The organism is Pseudomonas sp. H3_C08 (assembly GCF_054669455.1).
In genome coordinates this window covers 4632019-4656274 of sequence record NZ_CP162803.1, presented here as the reverse complement: position 1 = coordinate 4656274, position 24256 = coordinate 4632019, and the positions used below count along the sequence as shown (strand labels likewise).

The 24256-nt window shown below is 60.1% G+C and carries 19 protein-coding genes; 13 read left to right on the top strand and 6 right to left on the bottom strand.

Going from position 1 to position 24256, the window contains the following annotated elements; translation table 11 throughout:
- Positions 1-55 precede the first annotated feature (55 nt).
- Positions 56-574 (top strand): glycine cleavage system transcriptional repressor, encoded by a 519-nt coding sequence (locus tag AB4N74_RS21315; RefSeq protein WP_093429935.1) that lies wholly within the window; start codon positions 56-58, stop codon positions 572-574.
- A 223-nt stretch (positions 575-797) separates the two neighbouring features.
- Here AB4N74_RS21315 and rarD read toward each other — a convergent pair whose 3' ends face one another.
- From rarD to AB4N74_RS21290, 5 genes are all read right to left on the bottom strand, one after another.
- Positions 798-1685 (bottom strand): EamA family transporter RarD, encoded by an 888-nt coding sequence (gene rarD, locus AB4N74_RS21310; RefSeq protein WP_093429936.1) that lies wholly within the window; start codon positions 1683-1685, stop codon positions 798-800.
- Between the two features lie 206 nt (positions 1686-1891).
- The gene (locus AB4N74_RS21305; RefSeq protein WP_093429937.1) at positions 1892-2866 is read right to left on the bottom strand and encodes a serine/threonine protein kinase; all 975 of its coding nucleotides are present in this window, start codon (positions 2864-2866) and stop codon (positions 1892-1894) included.
- A 166-nt stretch (positions 2867-3032) separates the two neighbouring features.
- Positions 3033-4934: a PhoX family protein gene (locus AB4N74_RS21300; protein WP_460097154.1), complete on the bottom strand. Its 1902-nt coding sequence runs from the start codon at positions 4932-4934 to the stop codon at positions 3033-3035.
- Positions 4935-5004: 70 nt separating this feature from the next.
- Positions 5005-5769 (bottom strand): TOBE domain-containing protein, encoded by a 765-nt coding sequence (locus AB4N74_RS21295; protein WP_099757351.1) that lies wholly within the window; start codon positions 5767-5769, stop codon positions 5005-5007.
- 187 nt (positions 5770-5956) lie between these two features.
- Complete coding sequence (locus AB4N74_RS21290) at positions 5957-6691, bottom strand: double zinc ribbon domain-containing protein (protein ID WP_460097153.1); 735 nt, start codon at positions 6689-6691, stop codon at positions 5957-5959.
- A gap of 91 nt (positions 6692-6782) precedes the next feature.
- Between AB4N74_RS21290 and bioB the strand changes: the two genes are divergently transcribed.
- The 11 genes from bioB (at position 6783) to AB4N74_RS21235 (ending at position 21607) form a co-directional block, all read left to right on the top strand.
- The gene (gene bioB / locus AB4N74_RS21285) at positions 6783-7838 is read left to right on the top strand and encodes a biotin synthase BioB (RefSeq protein WP_007910031.1); all 1056 of its coding nucleotides are present in this window, start codon (positions 6783-6785) and stop codon (positions 7836-7838) included.
- 161 nt (positions 7839-7999) lie between these two features.
- On the top strand, positions 8000-9178 hold the full coding sequence (gene bioF / locus AB4N74_RS21280) for an 8-amino-7-oxononanoate synthase (RefSeq protein ID WP_093429979.1): 1179 nt from the start codon (positions 8000-8002) through the stop codon (positions 9176-9178).
- Positions 9171-9902 (top strand): alpha/beta fold hydrolase, encoded by a 732-nt coding sequence (locus tag AB4N74_RS21275; protein WP_460097151.1) that lies wholly within the window; start codon positions 9171-9173, stop codon positions 9900-9902. Before bioF ends, AB4N74_RS21275 begins: the two co-directional genes overlap by 8 nt.
- Positions 9895-10704, top strand: a complete 810-nt coding sequence (bioC, locus tag AB4N74_RS21270) for a malonyl-ACP O-methyltransferase BioC (protein WP_099757347.1) — start codon at positions 9895-9897, stop codon at positions 10702-10704. Before AB4N74_RS21275 ends, bioC begins: the two co-directional genes overlap by 8 nt.
- Positions 10701-11381, top strand: a complete 681-nt coding sequence (gene bioD / locus AB4N74_RS21265; RefSeq protein WP_095050294.1) for a dethiobiotin synthase — start codon at positions 10701-10703, stop codon at positions 11379-11381. The genes bioC and bioD overlap by 4 nt, the downstream gene beginning before the upstream one ends.
- A gap of 107 nt (positions 11382-11488) precedes the next feature.
- Positions 11489-11785 carry a pyrroloquinoline quinone biosynthesis protein PqqE gene (locus AB4N74_RS21260; RefSeq protein ID WP_093429944.1) on the top strand — a complete coding sequence of 99 codons (297 nt, stop codon included), beginning with the start codon at positions 11489-11491 and terminating at the stop codon, positions 11783-11785.
- Between the two features lie 274 nt (positions 11786-12059).
- The gene (locus AB4N74_RS21255; protein WP_175555483.1) at positions 12060-13865 is read left to right on the top strand and encodes a phenylacyl-CoA dehydrogenase; all 1806 of its coding nucleotides are present in this window, start codon (positions 12060-12062) and stop codon (positions 13863-13865) included.
- Positions 13866-14136: 271 nt separating this feature from the next.
- Entirely contained in the window at positions 14137-16239 is a 2103-nt protein-coding gene (locus tag AB4N74_RS21250; protein WP_116254374.1) for a cytochrome c peroxidase, read from the top strand.
- Positions 16240-16437: 198 nt separating this feature from the next.
- Complete coding sequence (locus AB4N74_RS21245) at positions 16438-17727, top strand: GGDEF domain-containing protein (RefSeq protein WP_093429947.1); 1290 nt, start codon at positions 16438-16440, stop codon at positions 17725-17727.
- Between the two features lie 90 nt (positions 17728-17817).
- On the top strand, positions 17818-19614 hold the full coding sequence (locus AB4N74_RS21240) for an acyl-CoA dehydrogenase C-terminal domain-containing protein (protein WP_460097147.1): 1797 nt from the start codon (positions 17818-17820) through the stop codon (positions 19612-19614).
- A 214-nt stretch (positions 19615-19828) separates the two neighbouring features.
- A complete protein-coding gene (locus AB4N74_RS21235) occupies positions 19829-21607 on the top strand; it encodes an acyl-CoA dehydrogenase C-terminal domain-containing protein (RefSeq protein WP_460097145.1) in 1779 nt (592 codons plus the stop codon).
- Between the two features lie 227 nt (positions 21608-21834).
- Here AB4N74_RS21235 and AB4N74_RS21230 read toward each other — a convergent pair whose 3' ends face one another.
- Entirely contained in the window at positions 21835-22749 is a 915-nt protein-coding gene (locus AB4N74_RS21230; protein ID WP_460097143.1) for a LysR family transcriptional regulator, read from the bottom strand.
- Positions 22750-22918: 169 nt separating this feature from the next.
- Between AB4N74_RS21230 and AB4N74_RS21225 the strand changes: the two genes are divergently transcribed.
- Positions 22919-24202 (top strand): aspartate aminotransferase family protein, encoded by a 1284-nt coding sequence (locus tag AB4N74_RS21225; RefSeq protein ID WP_257356409.1) that lies wholly within the window; start codon positions 22919-22921, stop codon positions 24200-24202.
- Positions 24203-24256: the final 54 nt, after the last annotated feature.

The window sequence follows — 24256 nt, the reverse complement described above, 5'->3', positions numbered from 1 at the left end:
CCCTTGCCTATACTTCCCCCTTCTATAACAAAAGTCATGACAAGAGGGCTGCGCCATGGACCATCTCGTACTCACCGTATTCGCCCCGGACAAGCCCGGGCAGGTCGAGCGCATCGCCCAATGCATTGCCGAACACGGCGGTAACTGGCTGGAAAGCCGCATGTCGCGGATGGCCGGGCAGTTCGCCGGGATTCTTCGGGTGGGGGTGCCGGCAGAGGCTTACGACGAATTAGTCGATGCCTTACAAGCATTGTCGACGCACGGCATTCGCGTGCTGATCGCCGAGAGCGGTATCGAACAATCCTGTACCTGGAAACCGATCGCCATGGAACTGGTGGGCAATGACCGGCCCGGTATCGTCCGCGACATCACCCGGCTGTTGAGCGAGCAGGGCGTCAACCTTGAGCGGCTGGTGACTGAAGTGCGTCCGGCACCGATGAGCAGCGAACCGCTGTTCCACGCCGAAGCGATTCTCGCGGTACCGCTGACACTTTCGCTGGATGTATTGCAGTCGCGGCTGGAAACCCTGGCCGATGATCTGATGGTCGAACTGGTGTTACGCACAGACAGTTAAGCGCTTACCGGGTTATCCAGTTTTAACGTGCACCTGCCTGTGGATAACCTGTAGAGACCGGGCGCAGCGTCAGGCCGGCCGGGGCTTGCGCGGAGCTGATCAAAAAATCGCCAACATTCAGTGACTTGCACACAAACGGCGGGGATCACGCTGTGGATAACCTTGGGAAGGAACGATGCAGGCCACGAGAACCATGGCCTGTGAGGGTTTGTACGTTTTTTGATCAGCTGCGCCGGCGTAAACTGATCACCGCGTCGACGCTGTAAACGGCCAGGCCGGCCCAGATGAAGATAAACGCCACCAATGTGCTGGACGATAGATGCTCACCGAACAGCAGCACGGCTTGCAGCAGCACCAAAGTCGGCGCCAGGTATTGCAGGAAGCCGATGGTGGTGTAGGGCAAGTGACGCGTGGCAGCGTTGAAACACACCAGCGGCACCAATGTCACCGGGCCGGCCGCTACCAGCCACCAGGCTTGCGAGGTGGTCCAGAACTCCGGTTGGGCGCTGGTCGCGGTCTGATTGAACAGCAACCAGGCAATTGCGATCGGTACCAGCATCCAGGTTTCCACCACCAGCCCCGGTAACGCCTTGACCGGCGCCTGTTTGCGGATCAGACCGTAGAAGCCGAACGTCAACGCCAGCACCAGCGATACCCACGGCAGACTGCCGACCTGCCACACCTGCTGCGCCACACCAACCGCCGCCAGGCCGACCGCGAGCCACTGCATCCGGCGCAAGCGTTCGCCGAGAATCAACATGCCCAACAGCACGTTTACCAACGGGTTGATGTAGTAACCGAGGCTCGCTTCCAGCATGCGCCCGTTATTCACCGACCACACGTAGGTCAGCCAGTTGGCCGCGATCAACGTGCCGCTCAAGGCCAGAATCGCCAAACGTTTAGGGTTGTCGAGCAGTTCGCGCAACCAGCCCGGATGTTTCCACACCATCAGCAACAACGCACCAAACAGCGCCGACCACAGCACTCGATGGATGATGATTTCAACGGCCGGCACTTCGGCGATGGCTTTGAAGTAGATCGGGAACAGGCCCCAGATGATGTAGGCGCTCAGGCCCAGAATGTACCCGCGACGCGGGTTGGCGGCTTGCATGCAGAATCCTTGCTTAGGCAGCTAACAAAGGAGGGATTGTAAGGAGATTTGTCTACGAATGCCGTAGCGCAATGGTCGGGAAATTGTGAACACCGAACAAATGTAGGAGTGAGCCTGCTTGCGATCGCGGTCTGACATTTAACATTTACGTCGACTGACAAAGCGCTATCGCGAGCAGGCTCACTCCTACAAGGAGGAGGTGGTGATCAGAAGAGTTTCAGTGGCTCTTCATTCAGCGCGGACAGTTGCTCACGCAACGCCAACACTTGATCACCCCAATAACGCTCGGTGCCAAACCACGGAAAGCTGTGCGGGAACGCCGGGTCATCCCAGCGCCGCGCCAGCCAGGCGCTGTAGTGCATCAGGCGCAAGGCGCGCAGCGGCTCGATCAGCGCCAGTTCTCGCGGATCGAAGTCGTGGAACTCGTTGTAGCCATCCATCAATTCCGACAACTGCCCCAGGCATTCCTGACGATCACCGGCGAGCATCATCCAGATGTCCTGCACCGCCGGGCCCATGCGGCAGTCGTCGAGGTCGACGATGTGGAACATCTCGTCGCGGCACATCATGTTGCCGGGGTGGCAATCGCCGTGCATGCGGATGTTCTGGTGCGGCGTATTGGCGTAGGCATCTTCCACGCGTTTAAGCAGGTCGCGGGCGACGGACTCGTAGGCCGGCAGCAGGCTTTTCGGAATGAAGTTGCCTTCGAGCAAGGTGTTCAGCGAAGCGTGGCCGAAGTTCTGCACGGCGAGGGCTTCACGGTGCTCGAACGGCTTGGTCGCGCCGACCGCGTGGATGCGCCCGAGCAACTGGCCGAGGCGATACAACTGATCAAGGTTGCCCGGCTCCGGCGCACGACCGCCGCGACGCGGGAACAGAGTGAAGCGAAAACCGGCATGTTCGTGCAGGGTTTCGCCGTTGTGGATCAGCGGCGCTACCACCGGGATGTCGACGTTGGCCAGTTCGAAGGTGAATTGATGTTCTTCGAGGATGGCTTCGTTGGTCCAGCGTTGCGGGCGGTAGAACTTGGCGATCAGCGGTTCGGAGTCTTCGATGCCGACCTGATAGACGCGGTTTTCGTAGCTGTTGAGCGCGAGAATGCGCGCATCGCTCAGGAAACCGATGCTTTCAACGGCATCGAGCACGAGGTCGGGGGTAAGGGTTTCAAACGGGTGGGCCATGCTGACTCCTGCGCGCAGCAGGCTGCCGCGTCCGGCCCAGCATGGTAGCGCAGATGGCAGCGGGGGAGTTGGTTGGTGTCTGTGCTGACACCATCGCTGGCAAGCCAACTCCCACATTTGGAATGCGATCCCTTGTGGGAGCGAGCCTGCTCGCGAAAGCGGTGTATCAGGCGCCGACGATCCCGCCATCCTCACGCGTAATCGCCATCACCGAAGACCGCGGCTTGCCATTCGGCAGATGCTCGGGGAAGGTCGACCCGCCGTTCTCACCCGGATGCTGAATCCCGACAAACAGGGTTTTCTGATCCGGCGAGAAGCTGATTCCCGTCACCTCACAACCAATCGGCCCGACCATGAACCGGCGAATTTCACCGGTCTTCGGATCGGCGCAGAGCATCTGGTTATTGCCCATCCCGGCAAAATCCCCGGCATTGCTCGAGTCACCATCGGTGAGAATCCACAAACGCCCAGCCTTGTCGAAACCCAAACCATCCGGGCTGTTGAACATGTTCTGCGGGGTGATGTTCTTCGAGCCACCCTTCGGCGTCCCGGCATGCACGCCCGGGTTGCCAGCGACCACAAACAGATCCCAGGCAAACGTCTTCGAGGCGTGATCCTCACGGTCGGTGCGCCAGCGCAGAATCTGCCCGTAGACGTTTTTCTCGCGCGGGTTCGGCCCGCCCACCGGCTGCCCGTCTTCGCCGCGCTTGGCGTTGTTGGTCAGGGTGCAATAGACCTGACCGTCCTTCGGACTGACGACGATCCACTCCGGACGGTCCATGCGCGTCGCGCCAACCACGCTGGCGGCGAGGCGCGCGTGGATCAGCACTTCGGCCTGATCGGCGAAACCGCTGCTGGCGTCGATGCCGTTTTTGCCGTGGGTCAGTTCGATCCACTGGCCCTGGCCTTTCGGGTGGTCGGGGTTGCTGTCGCCATTATCGAACTTGGCCACGTACAGGGTGCCGTGATCGAGGATGTCGCGGTTGGCCTTGGCGTTGCGATGGTTGATGCGGTCGCGGCTGACGAATTTATAGATGAACTCGCCACGCTCGTCGTCGCCCATGTACACCACGGCGCGACCGTCGTCGGTCTCGGCCAGTGCGGCGTTTTCATGCTTGAAGCGGCCCAGCGCTGTGCGCTTGACCGGGGTCGATTGCGGATCGAACGGATCGATCTCGACCACCCAGCCGTGTCGGTTGAGTTCGTTGGGGTTTTTCGCCATGTCGAAGCGCGGGTCGTACGGGTGCCAGTTGATCTCGCGGCTGGCGATGGAGACACCGTAACGCTTCTGCGCCGGGTCGAACTGTTGCTGGGCATTGCTGCTGCCGAAACAGTCGGTGAAGTTTTCTTCGCAGGTCAGGTAAGTGCCCCACGGCGTTTTGCCGTTGGCGCAGTTCTGGAAGGTGCCGAGGACTTTCTTGCCGTGTTTGTCGGCCGCCGTTTTCATCAAGTCGTGACCGGCAGCCGGGCCGCTGATGCGCAGCGGTGAGTTGCCGTGAATGCGGCGGTTGTAGCGCGAACCCTGAACGAACTGCCATTGACCGTTCTTGCGTTGCACTTCAATCACCGAGACGCCTTCGCAGGCCAGCGCCTTGCGCACGTCTTCGGCCGATTGCGGCATGCCGCCGTGCGGATAGAGGTAGCGGTAGTTGGTGTATTCGTTGTTGATCGCCATCAGCGCGCGATTGCGGTCGTCGGGGAAGGCGAACAGGCTCATGCCGTCGTTGTTGTCGCCGAATTGCACTTCCTGTGCGGCAGCGGTGCCGTTGCCACTCGGGTCGAAGGCCGGGCCGTTCTTTTGCAGGGGCTGGCCCCAACTGATCAGCACCGAAGACTTGTAGCCTTTGGGCAGTGTGATGACGTCGGTGGTTGCCGCCGGAATACTCTCGAAACCGAGCAGACGGCTGTTGCCGGCACTGACGCCAGTGGCCAGCGCGCTGCGGCTCAACAGGCTGCCGCCGAGGAACATCGCCGCGCCGCACAGCGCGCCGGCGCCGATGAAACCGCGACGGCTGAGGCCGACCATTTTTTCCAGGTCAGTGGATTGGTTTTCTTCTAATAGGCTCACATCAGGCTCCCTGCTTGGTTTTGGCAGCCACCTTAATGAGCGTCGATGACGCTTTCGTTGCAGCGCCTGATTACAGCGGCGTGCCGAGCAGCACGTTGGACGGCGAAAACTGCACCTGCACTGGTTGTGCGATGCCCAACCCGCGAGTGCGCAGGTCCAACGGTTCCGCTAGGGCACAGAGGATATGGCCGTTGGGCAGGGCAATGCGCACTTCGCTCGGGCCATCCTCGGCGTCGAGGATCGCTTCGATGGTGCCGTTGAGAAGATTGTGACCAAACGTTGCAGGCTGCTCATTGCTGAGCAATTCCAGCCAGCCGGCCTTGATCAGGGCGACCACTTCGGTGCCGGCTTGCAGCTCCAGGTGCACGGTGCTGTCATGGGTGATCTGCGCGTCGAGGCACAGGCCTTCGGCCAGTTCGAGACGGATCAGGTCATTGCGGCCCTGCGCTTCGATCGCCACGACCTTGCCGTGCAACTGATTGCGTGCGCTGGTTCTGAGCATCAAACGACCGAGCAGATCCAGATCACTGGCGTCTTCCGCTGCCTCCAGCACCTGGGCCTGCAAGGCCTGCAGTTTTTGGTACAGGCGCAAAACGCGCTCGCCTTCGCTGGAGAGTTTCGCACCGCCGCCACCCTTGCCGCCGACGGCGCGCTCGACCAGCGGTTTCTGCGCGAGGTTGTTCAGCTCATCGATGGCGTCCCATGCCGCTTTGTAGCTCAGGCCAGCACTTTTCGCCGCGCGGGTGATCGAGCCCTGTTCGGCGATATGTTGCAGCAGGGCGATGCGCTGCGGACGGCGGACGATGTGCTGGGAGAGCAGGGAAGGCATGGACATGAATGGGTGCTTTTTTGCTGTGGCGGTGGAGGAGGAAGTTGGCCGCTCGCAACGCGAGAGTCAAGCTTGACGCAGAACCCTGTGGGAGCGAGCTTGCTCGCGAAAGCGGCTTGTCAGTCAACATTGATTTTGAATGTGCTGGCCCCTTCGCGAGCAAGCTCGCTCCCACATGAACATTGCGTTGGCTTCAGTTTCCGGGTTTTGGCGTGCGGGCCAGGCAATAGACATCAACCCGCGCAGCGCCTGCGTTCATCAGCAACCGTGCGAGAGCCTGTGCGGTCGCGCCAGTGGTCAATACGTCGTCAACCAGCGCGAGATGTCGGTCTTTTATCTGCGCATCCGGCATGAGGCTGAAAGCATTGCGCAGATTACCTTTACGCGCCTTGGCGTCGAGATCCTGCTGGGCATCGGTATCCTTGATTCGCCGCAGAACCCGTTCTTCGCACGGCAGATCCAGTGACTGACTCAACCACCGCGCCAGCATCGCAGCCTGGTTGAACCCGCGTTGACGCAGGCGTTTGTTCGCCAGCGGCACCGGCAACAACACATCAGGCCTCGGCAACCCCTCATCGAAGCGATGTTGCAGGTATTGCCCGAGAACGTCGGCGAGCAGGTGACCAAACGGCCATTTTGCGTTGTGTTTAAAACGCGTAATCAAACTGTCGACCGGGAAGCCATAGCGCCACGGCACCACCACCTGTTCGAACGCCGGCGGCTCTAGCAGGCACTCGCCACAGGTCAGGTCGGCGGCAGAGAGTGGCAGGGCGCAGGTCTGGCAGTGGTCGCCGAGCCAGGGCAAATCCGTTTCGCAGGCCACGCAGATTGGCATTTCTGCTTCTGCCGGCTCATCGCAAAGTAAGCAGGTCTGTACATTATTTAAACAGATGTAAACCTGTCCTTCGTATCGTGGTTGACAGCGCATGACTCTTCCTTAAATATGCCGAACATCCGTGTCGCGCCTGTGGGTATTCCGTTCCCGCAGCCGCCAGCCAAGCATAACCAAGGAACTACCCATGAGCGCGAGCACCACCGCCACCCTGCGTCACGACTGGTCTCTGGCCGAAGTCAAAGCACTCTTCGTACAGCCATTCAACGACTTGCTGTTCCAGGCGCAAACGGTGCACCGCGCACATTTCAACGCCAACCGCGTTCAGGTGTCGACACTGCTGTCGATCAAGACCGGCGCCTGCCCGGAAGACTGCAAGTACTGCCCGCAGTCCGGTCACTACAACACCGGCCTGGAAAAAGAAAAGCTGATGGAAGTGCAGAAGGTCCTCGAAGAGGCAGCACGCGCCAAGGCCATCGGTTCGACACGTTTCTGCATGGGCGCGGCGTGGAAACATCCGTCGGCCAAAGACATGCCGTACGTGCTGAAAATGGTCGAAGGCGTGAAGGCCATGGGCCTGGAAACCTGCATGACTCTTGGCCGTCTCGACCAGGATCAGACCGAAGCACTGGCCAAGGCCGGGCTCGATTACTACAACCACAACCTCGACACGTCGCCGGAGTTCTACGGCAGCATCATCACCACCCGTACTTACAGCGAACGTCTGCAAACGCTGGCCTATGTGCGTGAATCGGGGATGAAGATCTGCTCCGGCGGCATTCTCGGCATGGGCGAGTCGCTGGATGACCGCGCCAATCTGCTGATCCAGTTGGCCAACCTGCCGGAGCATCCGGAATCGGTGCCGATCAACATGTTGGTGAAAGTTGCCGGCACGCCGCTGGAAAATGCTGAAGACGTCGACCCGTTCGACTTCATCCGCATGCTCGCCGTGGCTCGCATCCTCATGCCGCAATCCCACGTACGCCTGTCCGCCGGCCGCGAAGCGATGAACGAGCAGATGCAGGCCCTGGCCTTCTTCGCCGGCGCCAACTCGATTTTCTACGGCGACAAACTGCTGACCACCGCCAACCCGCAGGCGGACAAGGACATGCAGTTGTTTGCGCGTTTGGGTATTCAACCGGAAGCCCGTGAAGAGCATTCCGATGAGGTGCATCAGGCCGCGATCGAGCAGGCGCTGGTGGAGCAGAAGAGCAGTGAGCAGTTCTACAACGCCGCAGTGTAAAAAGCTGCGCGGATTCCTCTGAAGGAATGCAAAACCCCTGTGGGAGCGAGCTTGCTCGCGAAAGCGGTGCCTCAGTCGACATTGATGTTGGATGTGAAGGCCTATTCGCGAGCAGGCTCGCTCCCACAAGGGATCTGTGTCACTTGAAAGTCGAGGCCTGCATGTCTTTCGATCTCGCCGCACGCCTTGCTGCCCGTCGTGCCGAAAATCTCTATCGCCAGCGACCGCTGCTTGAGTCCCCGCAGGGGCCTGAAGTGGTGGTCGACGGCAAACCATTGCTCGCGTTCTGCAACAACGATTACCTGGGCTTGGCCAATCATCCGCAAGTGATCGAAGCCTGGCGCGCCGGTGCTGAACGCTGGGGCGTCGGTGGCGGTGCCTCGCATCTGGTGATTGGCCACAGCGGCCCGCACCACGCTCTGGAAGAAGCGCTGGCCGATCTCACCGGTCGACCGCGTGCATTGCTCTTTACCACCGGCTACATGGCTAATATCGGCGCGGTCACGGCGCTGGTCGGGCAGGGCGATACGGTGCTGGAAGATCGCCTCAATCACGCTTCGCTGCTGGACGCGGGTCTGTTGTCCGGCGCGCGTTTCAATCGTTATCTGCACAACGACGCGGTGAGCCTGGCCAAGCGCCTTGAGAAAGCCAGCGGCAATACGCTGGTGGTCACTGACGGTGTGTTCAGCATGGACGGCGACCTCGCTGACCTGCCGGCATTGGCTCGTGAAGCCAAGGCCAAAGGCGCGTGGCTGATGGTCGATGACGCTCATGGGTTCGGGCCGCTCGGTGCGAGCGGCGGCGGCATCGTCGAGCATTTCGGTTTGAGCCAGGAAGATGTGCCGGTACTGGTTGGCACCCTCGGTAAAGCGTTCGGCACGGCAGGGGCATTTGTCGCTGGCAATGAAGAGTTGATCGAAAGCCTGATCCAGTTCGCCCGTCCCTACATCTACACCACTAGCCAACCGCCGGCGCTGGCCTGCGCGACCCTGAAAAGTCTGGAGTTGCTGCGCACTGAACACTGGCGCCGGGATCATCTGCAGACCTTGATCCGCCAGTTCCGCCAGGGCGCCGAGCAGATCGGTCTGGAGCTGATGGACAGCTTCACGCCGATCCAGCCGATCATGATTGGCGATGCCGGGCGCGCGGTACGTCTTTCGCTGATGTTGCGCGAGCGTGGGCTGATGGTCACCGCCATCCGCCCACCGACCGTGCCCGCCGGCAGCGCGCGCTTGCGCGTGACCCTGACCGCCGCCCACAGCGAGGCGCAGGTGCAGCTATTGTTAGACGGACTGGCCGATTGCTTTGCCCAACTGTCGTCGGAGCCAAGCCATGCGTGATCGCCTGATTCTGCTGCCCGGCTGGGGCCTCGGTGTGTCGCCGATGGAGCCTCTGGCCGCCGCTTTGCAAGGGCTCGACGAGCATCTGAAAGTGGAAATCGAGCCGCTGCCGGAGCTGGATTCCAGTGACCTGCAAGACTGGCTCGATGAACTCGATGAACGCATTCCACAAGACGTCTGGCTCGGTGGCTGGTCGCTGGGCGGCATGCTCGCGTCCGAACTGGCGGCACGCCGTGGCGAGCGCTGCTGCGGTTTACTGACTCTGGCGAGCAACCCTTCCTTCGTTGCCCATGAACAGTGGCCAACCGCGATGCCCGGCGAGACTTTCGATGCGTTTCTCGCCGGTTGCCAAGCCGATCCCCGGCTGACCCTCAAACGTTTTTCGCTGCTCTGTGCTCAAGGTGCACAAGATGCGCGCGGCTTGTCGCGGTTGATGCTCGGCGGCGCACCGCACACGGCGCCGTCGGCGTTGATGGCGGGCCTGGAATTGCTCGCGCAACTGGACACCCGCGAAGCACTGCAAGCATTTCGCGGCCCGCAATTTCATCTGTTCGCCGGACAGGACGGCCTGGTCCCGGCGGAAGTGGCGGGGGCGTTGTTCGTCCTGTTGCCGGATATCGAAATCGGTCTGATCGAACAGGCCAGCCATGCCTTTCTTCTGGAAGACCCCCACGGACTGGCGGGCGCTATCCAGGCTTTTCTACATGAGTGCGGTGATGACTGATTTGTCTCTTGTGCTGCCCGGCGGCTTGCCTGACAAACGTCAGGTCGCGGCCTCTTTTTCCCGCGCTGCGGCCAGTTACGACAGCGTCGCCGAGTTGCAACGTGATGTTGGTACACAATTGCTTCAACGCTTGCCGGCGGATTTTTCACCGTCGCGCTGGCTGGATCTGGGCTGTGGCACCGGTTATTTCACCCGGGCACTGGCCGCGCATTTTGCCGAGGGCCATGGTCTGGCGCTGGACATTGCCGAGGGCATGCTCGATCACGCGCGGCCGTTGGGCGGCGCTGATTACTTCATTGCTGGCGATGCGGAGCGTCTGCCGTTGCAGGACTCGACTTGCGACTTGATCTTTTCTAGCCTGGCGGTGCAATGGTGCGCGGACTTCGATGCGGTGCTCAGCGAAGCCTTTCGCGTACTGAAACCGGGTGGGATTTTTGCGTTTGCTAGTCTTTGTGTAGGGACGCTGTTCGAGTTGCGCGACAGTTGGCGGCAGGTCGACGGGATGGTGCACGTCAACCGCTTCCGCGAGTTCACCCGTTATGAGCAACTGTGTACGGCCAGTGGCTTGCGTACGTTGAGCCTGGATAATCAGCCTCACGTGCTGCATTACCCCGATGTGCGCAGCCTGACCCATGAATTGAAGGCCTTGGGTGCGCACAATCTGAATCCCGGACGGCCCGGTGGTTTGACCGGACGGGCGCGGATTCTCGGGCTGGTGGAAGCTTACGAGCAATTCCGTGAAGCGTCGGGATTGCCGGCGACTTATCAGGTGGTCTACGCCGTGTTGGAGAAACCCGTATGAGCGCAGCCTATTTCATCACCGGAACGGACACTGACGTCGGCAAGACCACCGTGGCTGCCGGGTTGCTGCATGCGGCGCGATCAGCAGGCTTGAGTACCGCGGCGGGCAAACCGGTGGCCTCAGGGTGCGAAGTGACGCCGAAGGGGCTGCGCAATTCCGATGCGTTGGCGCTGTTGGCCGAATGTTCGCTGCCGCTGACTTATCAACAGGTCAATCCCGTGGCGTTCGAGCCTGCGATCGCTCCACACCTGGCAGCGCGTGAGGCCGGAGTAGCGTTGACCGTGCAATCGTTGCTGGCGCCGATGCGCGAGATTCTGGCGATGAACGCCGATTTCACCTTGATCGAGGGCGCGGGTGGCTGGCGGGTGCCGTTGGCGGATCAGGACAATCTGTCGGATCTGGCGATTGCGTTGAAGCTGCCGGTGATTCTGGTGGTGGGTGTGCGGCTGGGGTGCATCAGTCATGCCTTGCTGACGGCCGAGGCGATTGCCCGTGATGGCCTGCAACTGGCCGGGTGGGTGGCGAATATCATCGATCCGAAGACTTCGCGGCTTGAGGAGAACCTCGCCACATTGGCCGAGCGAATTCCGGCGCCATGCCTTGGGCGCGTGCCGAAACTCAAGAGCTTGAGTGCCGAAGCGGTAGCGGATCATTTGCAACTGGATCTGCTCGACTAAGCTTTTCTCTATGGGCAGGCACTGTGCCATTAGTGTTTTTGACGGGTGTTTTTCTGGCGCCTCTGGTTCAATGGCGTCATTGATCCTTCCCAAGGATGAGAACTGTTATGGAAATCTCCGGTAACACAGCTTTTTATGCAGGTCTGAGCTCGATTCAGAGCGGGCAGAACCGCGTTGATCAGGCCGCCAGCCAGATTGCCAACAACACCATTGAGCGTTCGGTCACCAGCCAGTCTTCGGAAGCGCAGGTCGATCGTCTGCGTGGCGTTGATCGCAGCCAGCAAATGGACCTGGGCAGCGACATGGTGCAAATGGCCCAAGGCAAGTTTCAAGTGGAGCTGGGCGTAAAAGTTGCCAAAGCTTCCGACGAAATGCTCGGTACGATCATCGACACCTTTGCCTGATTTTTCGCCATCTGCCCCCTGAACGCCGCGCTTTGTCGCGGCGTTTTTCGTTGTAAGTCCTTCTCCCTCAACTAATCTTTTTTCAGCACCCGTGACTTGATCGAGCGCATGGCGGTTTGCTGTGTCCGGCGTTTGAAAGATGCGATGACGAACGGCAAAAGATCGACGCTTGACAAGATTTCGGCGTAAACGTATGTTTCAAACAACTGTTTGACCGTCACAACAAATCAACACGGTCGTTCATTCCCGGTTACATCAGCAGAGGTTTATCGCTATGCCTGACTACAAGGCCCCCTTGCGTGATATTCGCTTCGTTCGTGACGAACTGCTCGGCTACGAAGCGCACTATCAGAGCCTTCCGGCTTGCGCAGACGCAACTCCAGACATGGTTGACGCCATTCTCGAAGAAGGCGCCAAGTTTTGTGAGCAGGTACTGGCACCGCTGAACCGCGTGGGCGACCTCGAAGGTTGCACCTGGAGCGAGTCCGGCGTGAAAACCCCGACCGGCTTCAAAGAGGCTTACAAGCAATTCGTCGAAGGCGGCTGGCCAAGCCTGGCGCACGACGTTGAGCACGGCGGCCAAGGCTTGCCGGAGTCGCTGGGTCTGGCAGTGAGCGAGATGGTTGGCGAAGCCAACTGGTCGTGGGGCATGTACCCAGGCCTGTCGCACGGTGCGATGAACACCATCTCCGAGCACGGCACCCCTGAGCAGCAAGAAGCCTATCTGACCAAACTGGTTTCCGGCGAATGGACCGGCACCATGTGCCTGACCGAACCGCACTGCGGCACCGACCTGGGCATGCTGCGCACCAAGGCCGAACCTCAGGCCGATGGTTCCTATAAGGTTTCCGGCACCAAGATCTTCATCTCGGCCGGTGAACACGACATGGCCGATAACATCGTCCACATCGTACTGGCCCGCCTGCCGGATGCACCGGCCGGCACCAAAGGCATCTCGCTGTTCATCGTTCCAAAGTTCATGCCCAATGCTGATGGCACCGTCGGTGCACGCAACGCAGTGAGTTGCGGCTCGCTGGAACACAAGATGGGCATCCACGGCAATGCCACTTGCGTGATGAACTTCGACGGCGCCACCGGTTACCTGATCGGCCCGGCGAACAAAGGCCTGAACTGCATGTTCACCTTTATGAACACCGCACGTCTGGGTACCGCGCTGCAAGGTCTGGCCCACGCCGAAATCGGTTTCCAGGGCGGTCTGAAATACGCTCGCGACCGTCTGCAAATGCGCTCCCTGACTGGCCCGAAAGCGCCGGACAAAGCCGCTGACCCGATCATCGTGCACCCTGACGTACGCCGCATGCTGTTGACCATGAAGGCTTTCGCCGAAGGCAACCGTGCGATGGTGTACTTCACCGCCAAACAGGTCGACATCGTCAAATACGGCGTCGATGAAGAAGAGAAAAAGAAAGCCGACGCATTGCTGGCCTTCATGACCCCGATCGCCAAGGCGTTCATGACCGAAGTCGGTTTTGAATCCGCCAACCACGGCGTACAGATCTACGGCGGCCACGGCTTCATCGCCGAGTGGGGCATGGAGCAGAACGTTCGCGACAGCCGCATTTCGATGCTGTACGAAGGCACCACCGGTATCCAGGCACTCGATCTGCTGGGCCGTAAAGTGCTGATGACGCAAGGCGAGGCCCTGAAAGGCTTCACCAAGATCGTCCACAAGTTCTGCCAGAACAACGAAGGCAACGAAGCCGTTGCAGAGTTCGTCGCACCGCTGGCCGCGATCAACAAGGAATGGGGCGAGCTGACCATGAAGGTCGGTATGGCTGCCATGAAAGATCGCGAAGAAGTCGGCGCGGCCTCCGTGGATTACCTGATGTACTCCGGTTATGCCTGCCTGGCTTACTTCTGGGCCGACATGGCGCGTGTAGCAGCCGAGAAGCTGGCAGAAGGCAGTGGTGACGCGGCGTTCTACACCGCCAAGCTGCAAACCGCGCGCTTCTACTTCCAGCGCATCCTGCCACGCACCCGTACTCACGTGGCCACCATGCTGTCGGGCGCCAACAACCTGATGGACATGAAAGAAGAAGACTTCGCACTGGGCTACTAAGCCTTAACGCGGTCTTTTGAAAAACCGCTGCTCTTTCGGGGGCAGCGGTTTTTTTTGCGCTGGATTTACCCCCAACACTGGGGACGTTTCCCCAGCAGAAACGGTGAGCTGACAGCGCGCAGCCCGAGCGTTTATTGATTCAAAATGTTTCTCGGAAGGGTGGCCAATTAATTGCACTGCGCAGATTAACCGGCGCTCACGAGAAATCCTGTCCTGTTTCACGACGCCTCTCGCCCGGCGAACTCATAACAACAACGTCAGGGTGAAGCATATGAACATCTGTCGACTTGTCGGGTTAACCCTCACGCTAAGTGCCTGCGGCGCCATGGCGGCTGATCCTGTGGAAGTGGATCCGCCGGTGCCGCAAGTGCCGAGCCTGCAATCACTGCGAGGCATGGTTCCGCCCGATCCCTCAGGAACCGAGGGTGGCCGTAAAGTCGACCTGATGACCGACTACGTGCTCAACCGGTCCGCCGCAATCCTGCTGGGCAAAGCGCTGTTCTGGGACATGGAAGTCGGCAGCGACGGCGCCACGGCGTGTGCGTCCTGCCATTACCACGCCGGCGTCGATCACCGCATCACCAACCAGCTCAACCCCGGCCAGGCGCACACCAATGCCAACGTCGCTTCGATCTTCAACAAACCCTTTGTAGCGTCGGATATTCCCGGCGATGTGGCGTCCTACGCGACGCTGTCCGGCGGCAAGGGCGGGCCGAACTACACACTGAAGAAAAACGACTTTCCGACCCATGTGCTGAGTAATCCACTGGAGCGCAACTCGCCGATTGTTTACTCGACGGACGACGTGATCGGCTCCCAAGGCGTGTTCGACGCCAATTTCGTCAAACCCAACCAGCCACGTTTCGACAAATGCACCCAGCAGCCTGACGGCATCTTCCAGGTCGGCGGCATCAACGTGCGCCGCAGCACCGGGCGCAACGCGCCGTCGGTGATCAACGCAGCGTTCAATGTGCGCAACTTTTGGGACGGACGGGCGAATAACGTGTTTAACGGCTTCTCGCCGTTCGGCAATCGCGACCCTGATGCGGCGATTTACGTGACCAGCGAGCGCAGCACCGTGGCAAGCAAAGTCCGGCTGGCGCTTAACGATGCTTCTGCGGCGTCGCAAGCAGTAGGTCCGCCCGGGAGCGGGGTGGAAATGTCCTGCGGTGGCCGCACTTTCGCCGACATCGGCCGGCGCATGCTTGATCAGTTGATGCTCAAGCAACAGCGGATTTCTTCCAACGACTCCGTGCTCGCTTCGGTATCCGGCGCGCGGCGTCCGACTTATCGCGAATTGATCAAAAATGCCTTCCAGCCACGCCTGTGGAACGCCACGCAAAATGTGCTGGTGGGCGGTGCACCGTATACACAGATGGAAGCCAACTTCCCGCTGTTCTTCGGGTTGGCGATTCAGATGTACGAATCCACCCTGATCTCTGACCAGGCGCCGATTGATGCCTATCTGCAAGGCGATTCAGCCGCGATGAACGCGCAGCAGGTTCAGGGCATGAATCTGTTCCTCGGCAAGGGCAAATGCGTCAATTGCCACGGCGGCGCGGAGCTGACCAACGCGGCCAGCCGCCTGCTGATGCACCCGCGTGAACGCATCGAACGCATGGTCATGGCCGATAACCTGATCACCCTTTACGACAACGGCTTCTACAACACCGGTGTGCGTCCGACCTCAGAAGACCTCGCGCTCGGTGGCTCGGATGCCTGGGGTAACCCATGGTCGTTCAGCCGCCAGTACAACAAGCTGTTGCAAGGCGGCAGCATCCCCGATCCGCTGGACGTCGATGTCTGCACCTTCGAGGCGCCGCTGAGCGCAGCGATTCCGTGCGACGCCACGCTCAAGCCCAACGTCAACTTCCGTGATTCGGTCGACGGCGCCTTCAAGACGCCGACCTTGCGCAACATCGCGCTGACCGGGCCGTACTTCCACAACGGCAGCCGCGCCACGCTTAAACAGGTGATGGAGTTCTACAACCGTGGCGGCGACCGTCGTGGCGAAGACGCCAACAACACCAGCGGTTTCGAGCATCCTTCGGCAAATCAGCACAACACCTCAAATCTCGATCCGGACATGACCAATCTCAACCTGACGCCGGATGAGATCGACGCACTGGTGAAATTCATGGAAGTCGGCCTCACCGATCCGCGCGTAGCTTGGGAGCGCGCACCGTTCGATCATCCGTCGCTGGTTCTTCCGCAGGGCGAGATCGGCGATGAAAACGCCGTGACCCAGCGGCCGGCCAGTCCGAAAGTCACCACCCGGCAAGCGACCGACGCTTTGTTCTCGCTCAAGCCATACGGGGCCGAGGGCCGGAGTTCGGCGGAGGGGCCGTTGTTGCCGTTCTACAACGATCTGTGAGGGATATTTTCAAGCCTGGCCATCAGTGATGGTGGCCAGCACGGCAAATCGGGCAAAAAACTTGGCAAATCGCTCAGATAGTCAGGTTTTCTGCCGTTAAAGAGACTGCGTGTGATCTGGATCACATTGTGTGTGCTTAACTGCACGCATTGCAGGCACAATGCCATCTATTTGCTATGACGGGTCGGAGCTTTACCCTTGCCGCGTTCTTCCGCTGTACGTTTCAGTCATTTCCTGCCATCACTGCTGTTGTTACTAGCGGGGTTGGCGGCTGCGTACGTCAAAGACCTCAGCGTGTTCTTCACGTCGCTGTTCAATGTGTTGCCGACGTTGGTGCTGTTGCTGGGCGGCGCGTATTGCGCGGTTTATCGTCGTCAGCGCGAGCTGTTTCTGATGCTCACGGTGTACATCGCCTACTTTCTGCTCGACACCCAGACCGACTATTACCGCGACAACGGCAAGGTCCGCGAAGACGCTGCGGTGGTCTTCCACCTCGTCTGCCTGCTGTTGCCGTTGTTGTTCGGCTTGTTCGCCGCATGGCAGGAACGTACACACCTATTCCAGGACATGGTCGCGCGTTTCGCCGTGTTACTGGCCTTTGGCAGCGTGGCATTGGGGCTTGAGCAAAGTTATCCCCAGGCATTGCTGATGTGGCTCTCGGAAATTCGCTGGCCGGCGCTGCACGGCGCGTGGATGAGTTTGATCCAGCTCTCGTATCCAGTGTTCATCTCGGCGTTCCTGCTATTGGCCTGGCAATACTGGCGCAATCCACGTCCGCTGCATGCGGCGCAATTGGTTGGCCTGCTCGGCGTGTTCTGGATGCTGCCGAAAACGTTCATCCTGCCGTTTACCCTGAACATCATGTGCAGTCAGGTGATGTTGATGATCGCCGCCGCGGTTGCGCACGAGGCTTATCAGATGGCCTTCCGCGACGAACTCACCGGTCTGCCGGGCCGCCGCGCGCTCAACGAACGCATGCAACGCCTCGGTCGCAACTACGTATTGGCGATGAGCGACGTCGATCACTTCAAGAAATTCAACGACACCCACGGCCACGATGTTGGTGACCAGGTTTTGCGTCTGGTCGCCAGCAAGCTGTCGAAAATCAGCGGTGGCGGTAGGGCGTATCGCTATGGCGGTGAGGAATTCGCCCTGGTGTTTGCAGGCAAAACCCTTGAGGAGTGCATGCCGCACCTTGAGGTGATCCGCGAGTCGATTGCGTCCTACAACATTCAACTGCGCAATCAGGAAAACCGCCCGCAGGATGATCAGCAAGGTCGTCAGCGCCGCGCCGGCTCTGGTGCTTCCAGCGTTTCGGTCACGGTCAGCATCGGCGTTGCCGAACGAGTGGAGCAGCGCAACCCGGAACAAGTGCTGAAGTCCGCCGACGAGGCGCTCTATGCCGCAAAAGGCGCGGGGCGTAACTGCGTGATGGCATACGGACAAAACCGCCGTGGCGCGGTGCGCATGGACACGGCCGCAGGTTGAGTGATGACGGCGCATTCAGCGTCTGCACAGTGATTGTGGGGTGTGGTGGCCAGCAGTAGGTTGGAGAAATCTGCTGACGGAGAAGCCACCATGCCTGAGTACAAAGCCCCCCTGCGCGACATGCGCTTTCTGATCGATCACGTCTTCGACTTCCACAGCAATTACGCTGCCCTTGGCGCGCACGACGCCAGCCCGGACATGATCAACGCGATCCTCGAAGAGGGCGCGAAGTTCTGTGAGAACGTTCTGGCGCCGCTCAATCGCAGCGGTGATGAAGAGGGCTGCCATTTCGACAACGGCGTGGTGACAACGCCTGCAGGCTTCAAGCAAGCCTTCGCACAATACGTGGAAGGCGGCTGGCACGGTCTGGCGGCGGATCCGGCTTACGGCGGCCAGGGTTTGCCGAGTTCGCTTGGGCTGGTGATCAGCGAGATGGTCGGCTCCAGCAACACTTCCTGGGGCATGTACCCGGGCCTGACCCACGGCGCGATGTCGGCGATCCATGCCCATGGCAGCGCCGAGCAGAAAGACACCTACCTGAGCAAACTCACCGCCGGGCAATGGACCGGCACCATGTGCCTGACCGAAGCCCACTGCGGCACCGACCTGGGGATCATCAAGACCCGCGCTGTGCCCCAGGCTGACGGCAGTTACGCGGTCACCGGCAGCAAGATTTTCATCTCTGCCGGCGAGCACGACATGAGCGACAACATCATCCATCTGGTGTTGGCCAAATTGCCCGACGCTCCAGCCGGAACCAAAGGGATTTCGCTGTTTATCGTGCCGAAGTTCTTGCCGGATACGGCGGGTGAAGCGGGCGAGCGCAACGGTGTTTCCTGTGGTTCGATCGAACACAAGATGGGCATCAAGGCTTCAGCCACTTGTGTGCTGAACTTCGATAGCGCCAAGGGCTATCTGATCGGTGAGCCGAACAAGGGCCTGAACTGCATGTTCACCATGATGAATCACGCGCGGCTAGGCACCGGTATGCAGGGTTTGTGTCTGGGCGAAGCAAGCTTCCAGGGCGCGGTCAAATACGCTAACGACCGCTTGCAGATGCGCGCGCTGACCGGCGCCAAAGCCCCGGATAAACCTGCCGACCCGATCATTGTCCACCCGGACGTGCGGCGCATGCTGCTGACCATGAAAGCCTTTAACGAAGGCAATCGGGCGCTGACCTACTTCACCGCGCAGTTGCTCGATGTCGCGCATCTGAGCGGTGATGCCGAAGCACGGCAGGAGGCCGAGGATTTGTTGGCGTTTCTCACGCCGATCTGCAAGGCCTTCATGACCGACACTGGCCTGGAGGTGACCAACCACGGCATGCAGGTGTTCGGCGGCCACGGTTTCATTCGCGAATGGGGCATGGAGCAACTGGTGCGCGATTGCCGGATTGCACCGATCTATGAAGGCACCAACGGCATTCAGGCGCTGGACCTGCTCGGACGCAAGGTGCTGGGCAGTCAGGGCAAGTTGCTGCGCGGTTTCACCAAAATCGTCCATAAGTTCTGCTCAGCCAACGCTGAGCACCCGCAGCTGGGCAGTTTCGTTGCGCAGCTCAATCAGCTGAACCAGCAGTGGGGCGACCTGACCGTGAAGGTCGGGATGGCGGCGATGAAGAACCCGGATGAAGTGGGCGCGGCGTCGGTGGACTACCTGATGTACAGCGGTTACATCATCCTTGGCTATCTGTGGTTGCGCATGGGCCTGGTGGCGCAGGCGCAACTGGAGGCGGGCGAGGGCGAGGGGGATTACCTGCGCGGGAAATTGGCGACCTGCGAGTTTTACTTCAAGCGCTTGTTGCCGCGTACGGCGGCGCATCGTGCGGCGATCGAGGCGGGCAGTGATTGCTTGATGAAGTTGCCGGCTGAAATGTTTGCGCTTTAAGGAAGATCAAAAGATCGCAGCCTGCGGCAGCTCCTACATGGGACCGAGTTTTATCTGTAGGAGCTGCCGCAGGCTGCGATCTTTTTTGTGATGACTAAAAATAACAAAACGGTCACGGGTTGACCCTATGTGTCGAAAAAGTTGTTGAGGTACACTCGGGCTCAACGAAAACATCATTCCACGAATCACCTGTTTAGATCTTGCGAGGTTTGCCATGGCTGACTACAAAGCGCCGCTGCGCGATATGCGCTTCGTCCTCAATGAAGTGTTCGAGGTCGCCAAGCTCTGGGCCGAACTGCCGGCCCTGGCCGAGACTGTCGACGCCGAAACCGTTGAAGCCATTCTCGAAGAGGCCGGCAAAGTCACCAGCAAAAGCATCGCACCTCTGAGCCGCGCTGCCGACGAAGAAGGCTGCCACTGGAAGGACGGTGCCGTCACCACGCCGGCCGGTTTCCCACAGGCTTATCAGACGTACGCTGAAGGCGGCTGGGTTGGCGTCGGTGGCGATCCGCAATACGGCGGCATGGGCATGCCCAAAGCCGTGTCGGCGCAAGTCGAAGAAATGGTCAACTCCGCCAGCCTGTCGTTCGGTCTGTACCCGATGCTGACCGCCGGCGCCTGCCTGTCGATCAACGCTCACGCCAGCGAAGAGCTGAAAGCCGCGTACCTGCCGAACATGTACGCTGGCGTCTGGGCCGGCTCGATGTGCCTGACCGAGCCGCACGCCGGCACCGACCTGGGGATTATTCGCACCAAGGCCGAGCCTCAGGCCGAGGGTTCGTACAAAGTCAGCGGCACCAAGATCTTCATCACCGGTGGCGAACACGACCTCACCGAAAACATCATTCACCTGGTGCTGGCCAAGCTGCCGGACGCCCCGGCCGGTCCTAAGGGCATCTCGCTGTTCCTGGTGCCGAAGTTCATGGTCAACGCCGACGGCAGCCTGGGCGCGCGCAACCCGGCGAACTGCGGTTCGATCGAACACAAAATGGGCATCCAGGCGTCCGCGACCTGTGTGATGAACTTCGATGAAGCCGTGGGCTATCTGGTCGGTGAGCCGAATAAAGGTCTGGCCGCGATGTTCACCATGATGAACTACGAGCGTTTGGGCGTGGGCATCCAAGGTCTGGCCACCGGCGAGCGCTCCTATCAGAACGCCGTCGAATACGCCCGCGACCGTCTGCAAAGCCGTTCGCCGACTGGCGCGCAGAACAAAGAAAAAGTCGCTGACCCGATCATCGTCCATCCGGACGTGCGGCGCATGTTGCTGACCATGAAAGCCTCGAACGAGGGCGGCCGTGCGTTCTCCACCTACGTAGCGATGCAGCTCGACACCGCCAAGTTCAGCGAAGACGCCACCACCCGCAAACGTGCGGAAGATCTGGTCGCGTTGCTGACGCCGGTGGCCAAGGCATTCCTCACCGACCTGGGTCTGGAAACCACCGTGCACGGCCAGCAGATTTTCGGCGGCCACGGCTACATCCGCGAGTGGGGTCAGGAGCAACTGGTACGTGACGTGCGCATCACCCAGATCTATGAAGGCACCAACGGCATTCAGGCGCTGGACCTGGTCGGGCGCAAGATCGTCGGCAGCGGTGGCGCTTTCTACAAGCTGTTCGCTGACGAGATCCGCCATTTCACCGCGACGGCCAGCGCCGATCTGGGTGAATTCACCAAGCCGCTGAACGATGCCGTCGACACTCTCGACGAGCTGACCTCGTGGCTGCTGGACCGGGCGAAAACCAATCCGAACGAAATCGGCGCGGCTTCGGTCGAATATTTGCAAGCATTCGGATACACAGCGTACGCCTACATGTGGGCATTGATGGCCAAAGCTTCGCTGGGCAAAGAAGCGCAAGACGATTTCTATGCCAGCAAACTGGGCACCGCGCGCTTCTACTTCGCCCGTTTGCTGCCGCGTATCCACTCGTTGAGTGCGTCGGTGAAGGCCGGTAGCGAGTCGCTGTTCCTGCTGGATGCGGCGCAATTCTGATGCGATGACGTCATGTAAGCATTCTCTTACATGACGTGCTGCTGTTCTCCCATATGCGTAGATTGGATCCACGGCTAATCTACATTTCATGGACGTCGCGCAGGAAGCGCAAAGCAACAACACGGACACGTAGGATTCTGCCAGGGTGGCGGAGTGAAATGGATGTCAGGGAAACAGTCTGCAAAGCCCCGCTTCGGCGGGGTTTTCTTTTGCCTGAAGAAAAGTGCTCAGACCAGAGGATCTCTCTCTGGCCGCACTTCACGCTCCATCACTTTCTCCAGCAATGTCTGCAATAGCGCCAAAGGTGCCTGCTGGCGCTGCACATCGCGACAGACCAACCCAACTTTCAGCGGCACGCGCGGTTCGCTCAGCGGTTTCCAGAGCAGATCCTGATCGTCGTACTCCTTTTGCGAACGCCCCGGCAGCACCGTCGCCAGTTTGGTGTGCGGCAGACTGTCGAGTATCCCCACCATATTGTTCAGTTCGGCCTGCACCTGCGGGCGTCGTCCGAGGTTGGTCAGTTGCGCCTGCCAGATCTGGCGGATTTGAAACTCTTCGCCCAGCAGCAACATCGGCAGTTCAGCCGCCTGGCGCATCGAAACTTTCTTGAATTCACGCAGCGGATGATCCGCCGGGATGACCAGCGTCAGCTCATCTTCGTAGAGCATCACGCCGTGCAGGCCGGGTTGGCGCGGCGGCAGGTAACTGATGCCGATGTCCAAAGAGCCGTTGAGCAGCCGCCGCTCGATCTCAAGTCCGGTCAATTCATAGATCTGCACCACCAGATGTGGCTGTGCCTTGCGCACCCGCTCAAGCATTTGCGGAACGAGACTGGTGTGAACCGTTTGCAGCACGCCGATTGCCAGCGTGCGCAAGGCCTGGCCCTTGAAGTTGCCCAATGCCTCACGCGCCCGCTGCAATCCGTCGAGCAGCGGCAAGGCGTGGTTGTACAACGTGTGCGCGGCGAGGGTTGGCAGCAGACGCTTGCTGCTGCGCTCGAACAGGGTAACGTCGAGGTTCTGTTCGAGCTGGCGGATCTGCTGCGACAGTGCCGGTTGCGAGATCGACAGGCGTTCGGCGGCGCGACCGACATGGCCTTCTTCGTAGACCGCGACGAAATAACGCAGTTGTTTAAAATCCATAAGTAATGCTTATCGAAAATGCTGGTAAATCGAAATGGCCTGCAGGCCTCAGTGAGCCTAGTCTAACCGCATTCACAAGGCTTACAGGGCCAGAAAGCGCGATGAATAGCGTTCGCTTCGACAGTGTTTGCATAGGCAGTTCAAAACACCTTAAACGCGGTGTTTTTCAATGAATCTGTTCAGTTTGCGGCGCCAGACGCCGAGTCTTGATGACCTCGCCTTTGAGGTTGATCCTTCTGATATCAACGAAAATCTGAGCACCGAACGCCTGATGCCCAGCGTCGAACGGCCGCAACAGGTGTTCGTTCGTGGTCAGGGTTCCTGGTTGTGGGACAGCAACGATCGTGCGTACCTCGACTTTTCCCAGGCCGGTGGCGCGAATAGTCTTGGTCACAGTCCTTCGGCATTGGTCAAAGCCATCAGCAGTCAGGCGCAGGCACTGATCAATCCCGGCTTCAATCTGCACAATCGCGGCATGCTCAGCCTCGCCGAACGTCTGTGCGCCAGCACCGGTAGCGATCAGGCCTATCTACTCAACAGCGGCAGCGAAGCCTGTGAAGCGGCGATCAAACTCGCGCGCAAGTGGGGCCAACTGCGTCGTGGCGGCGCCTCGCGAATCATTGTCGCGAAGCAGGGTTGCCATGGCCGCAGTCTGGCGACGATTTCTGCCTCCGACAGCTGCAACCTGCACAACCGTTTCGCGCCGTTGCTGCCGGGTTTCGATCTGGTGCCGTTCAACGACTTGCCGGCCCTGCACGCGGCGGTCGATGCGCAAACCGTGGCGATCATGCTTGAACCGATCCAGAGCGATGCGGGGGTGGTGCCGGCGACCGGGCATTATCTAAAAGGTGTTGAACGTCTGTGCCGAGAGCTGGGCATTCTGCTGATCCTCGACGAAGTACAAACCGGCATCGGTCGCTGCGGCACCTTGCTTGCCGAACAGTCCTATGGCGTACGCGCCGATATCGTCGTGCTCGGCAAAGGCCTTGGCGGCGGTGTGCCCTTGGCGGCGCTGCTGGCGCGAGGCAAGGCGTGTTGTTTCGACGCGGGTGAACTGGGCGGCACGCATCACGGCAATGCGCTGATGACAGCGGCTGGTCTCGTGGTGCTCGACAGCGTGTACGACCGCAGCTTCCTGCAGCAGGTCAACGATAATGGCCAGCATCTGCGCGAAGGCCTGGCCCGATTGGCGCACCGCTACGACCACGGCGAATTGCGCGGCCAAGGCCTGTTCTATGGTCTGACCCTGTCGGACGATTCCGCCGATGCTGTGGTCCATGCAGCCCTGCACGAAGGCCTGCTGCTCAACGCCCCGCAAGCCAACTGTTTGCGCTTCACCCCGGCCCTTACCGTCAGCAAAACCAACATCGACGAAATGCTCCTGCGCCTGGGCCGCGCCTTCTCGCGAGTGCGAACCGCACAACTGCAATGCCGCAAGGGGATTGCCGTCTGAGCTGAACTTTCCTACCCGATTTCCAGAACCGTCTCGCGGTATAACGCACGCCCC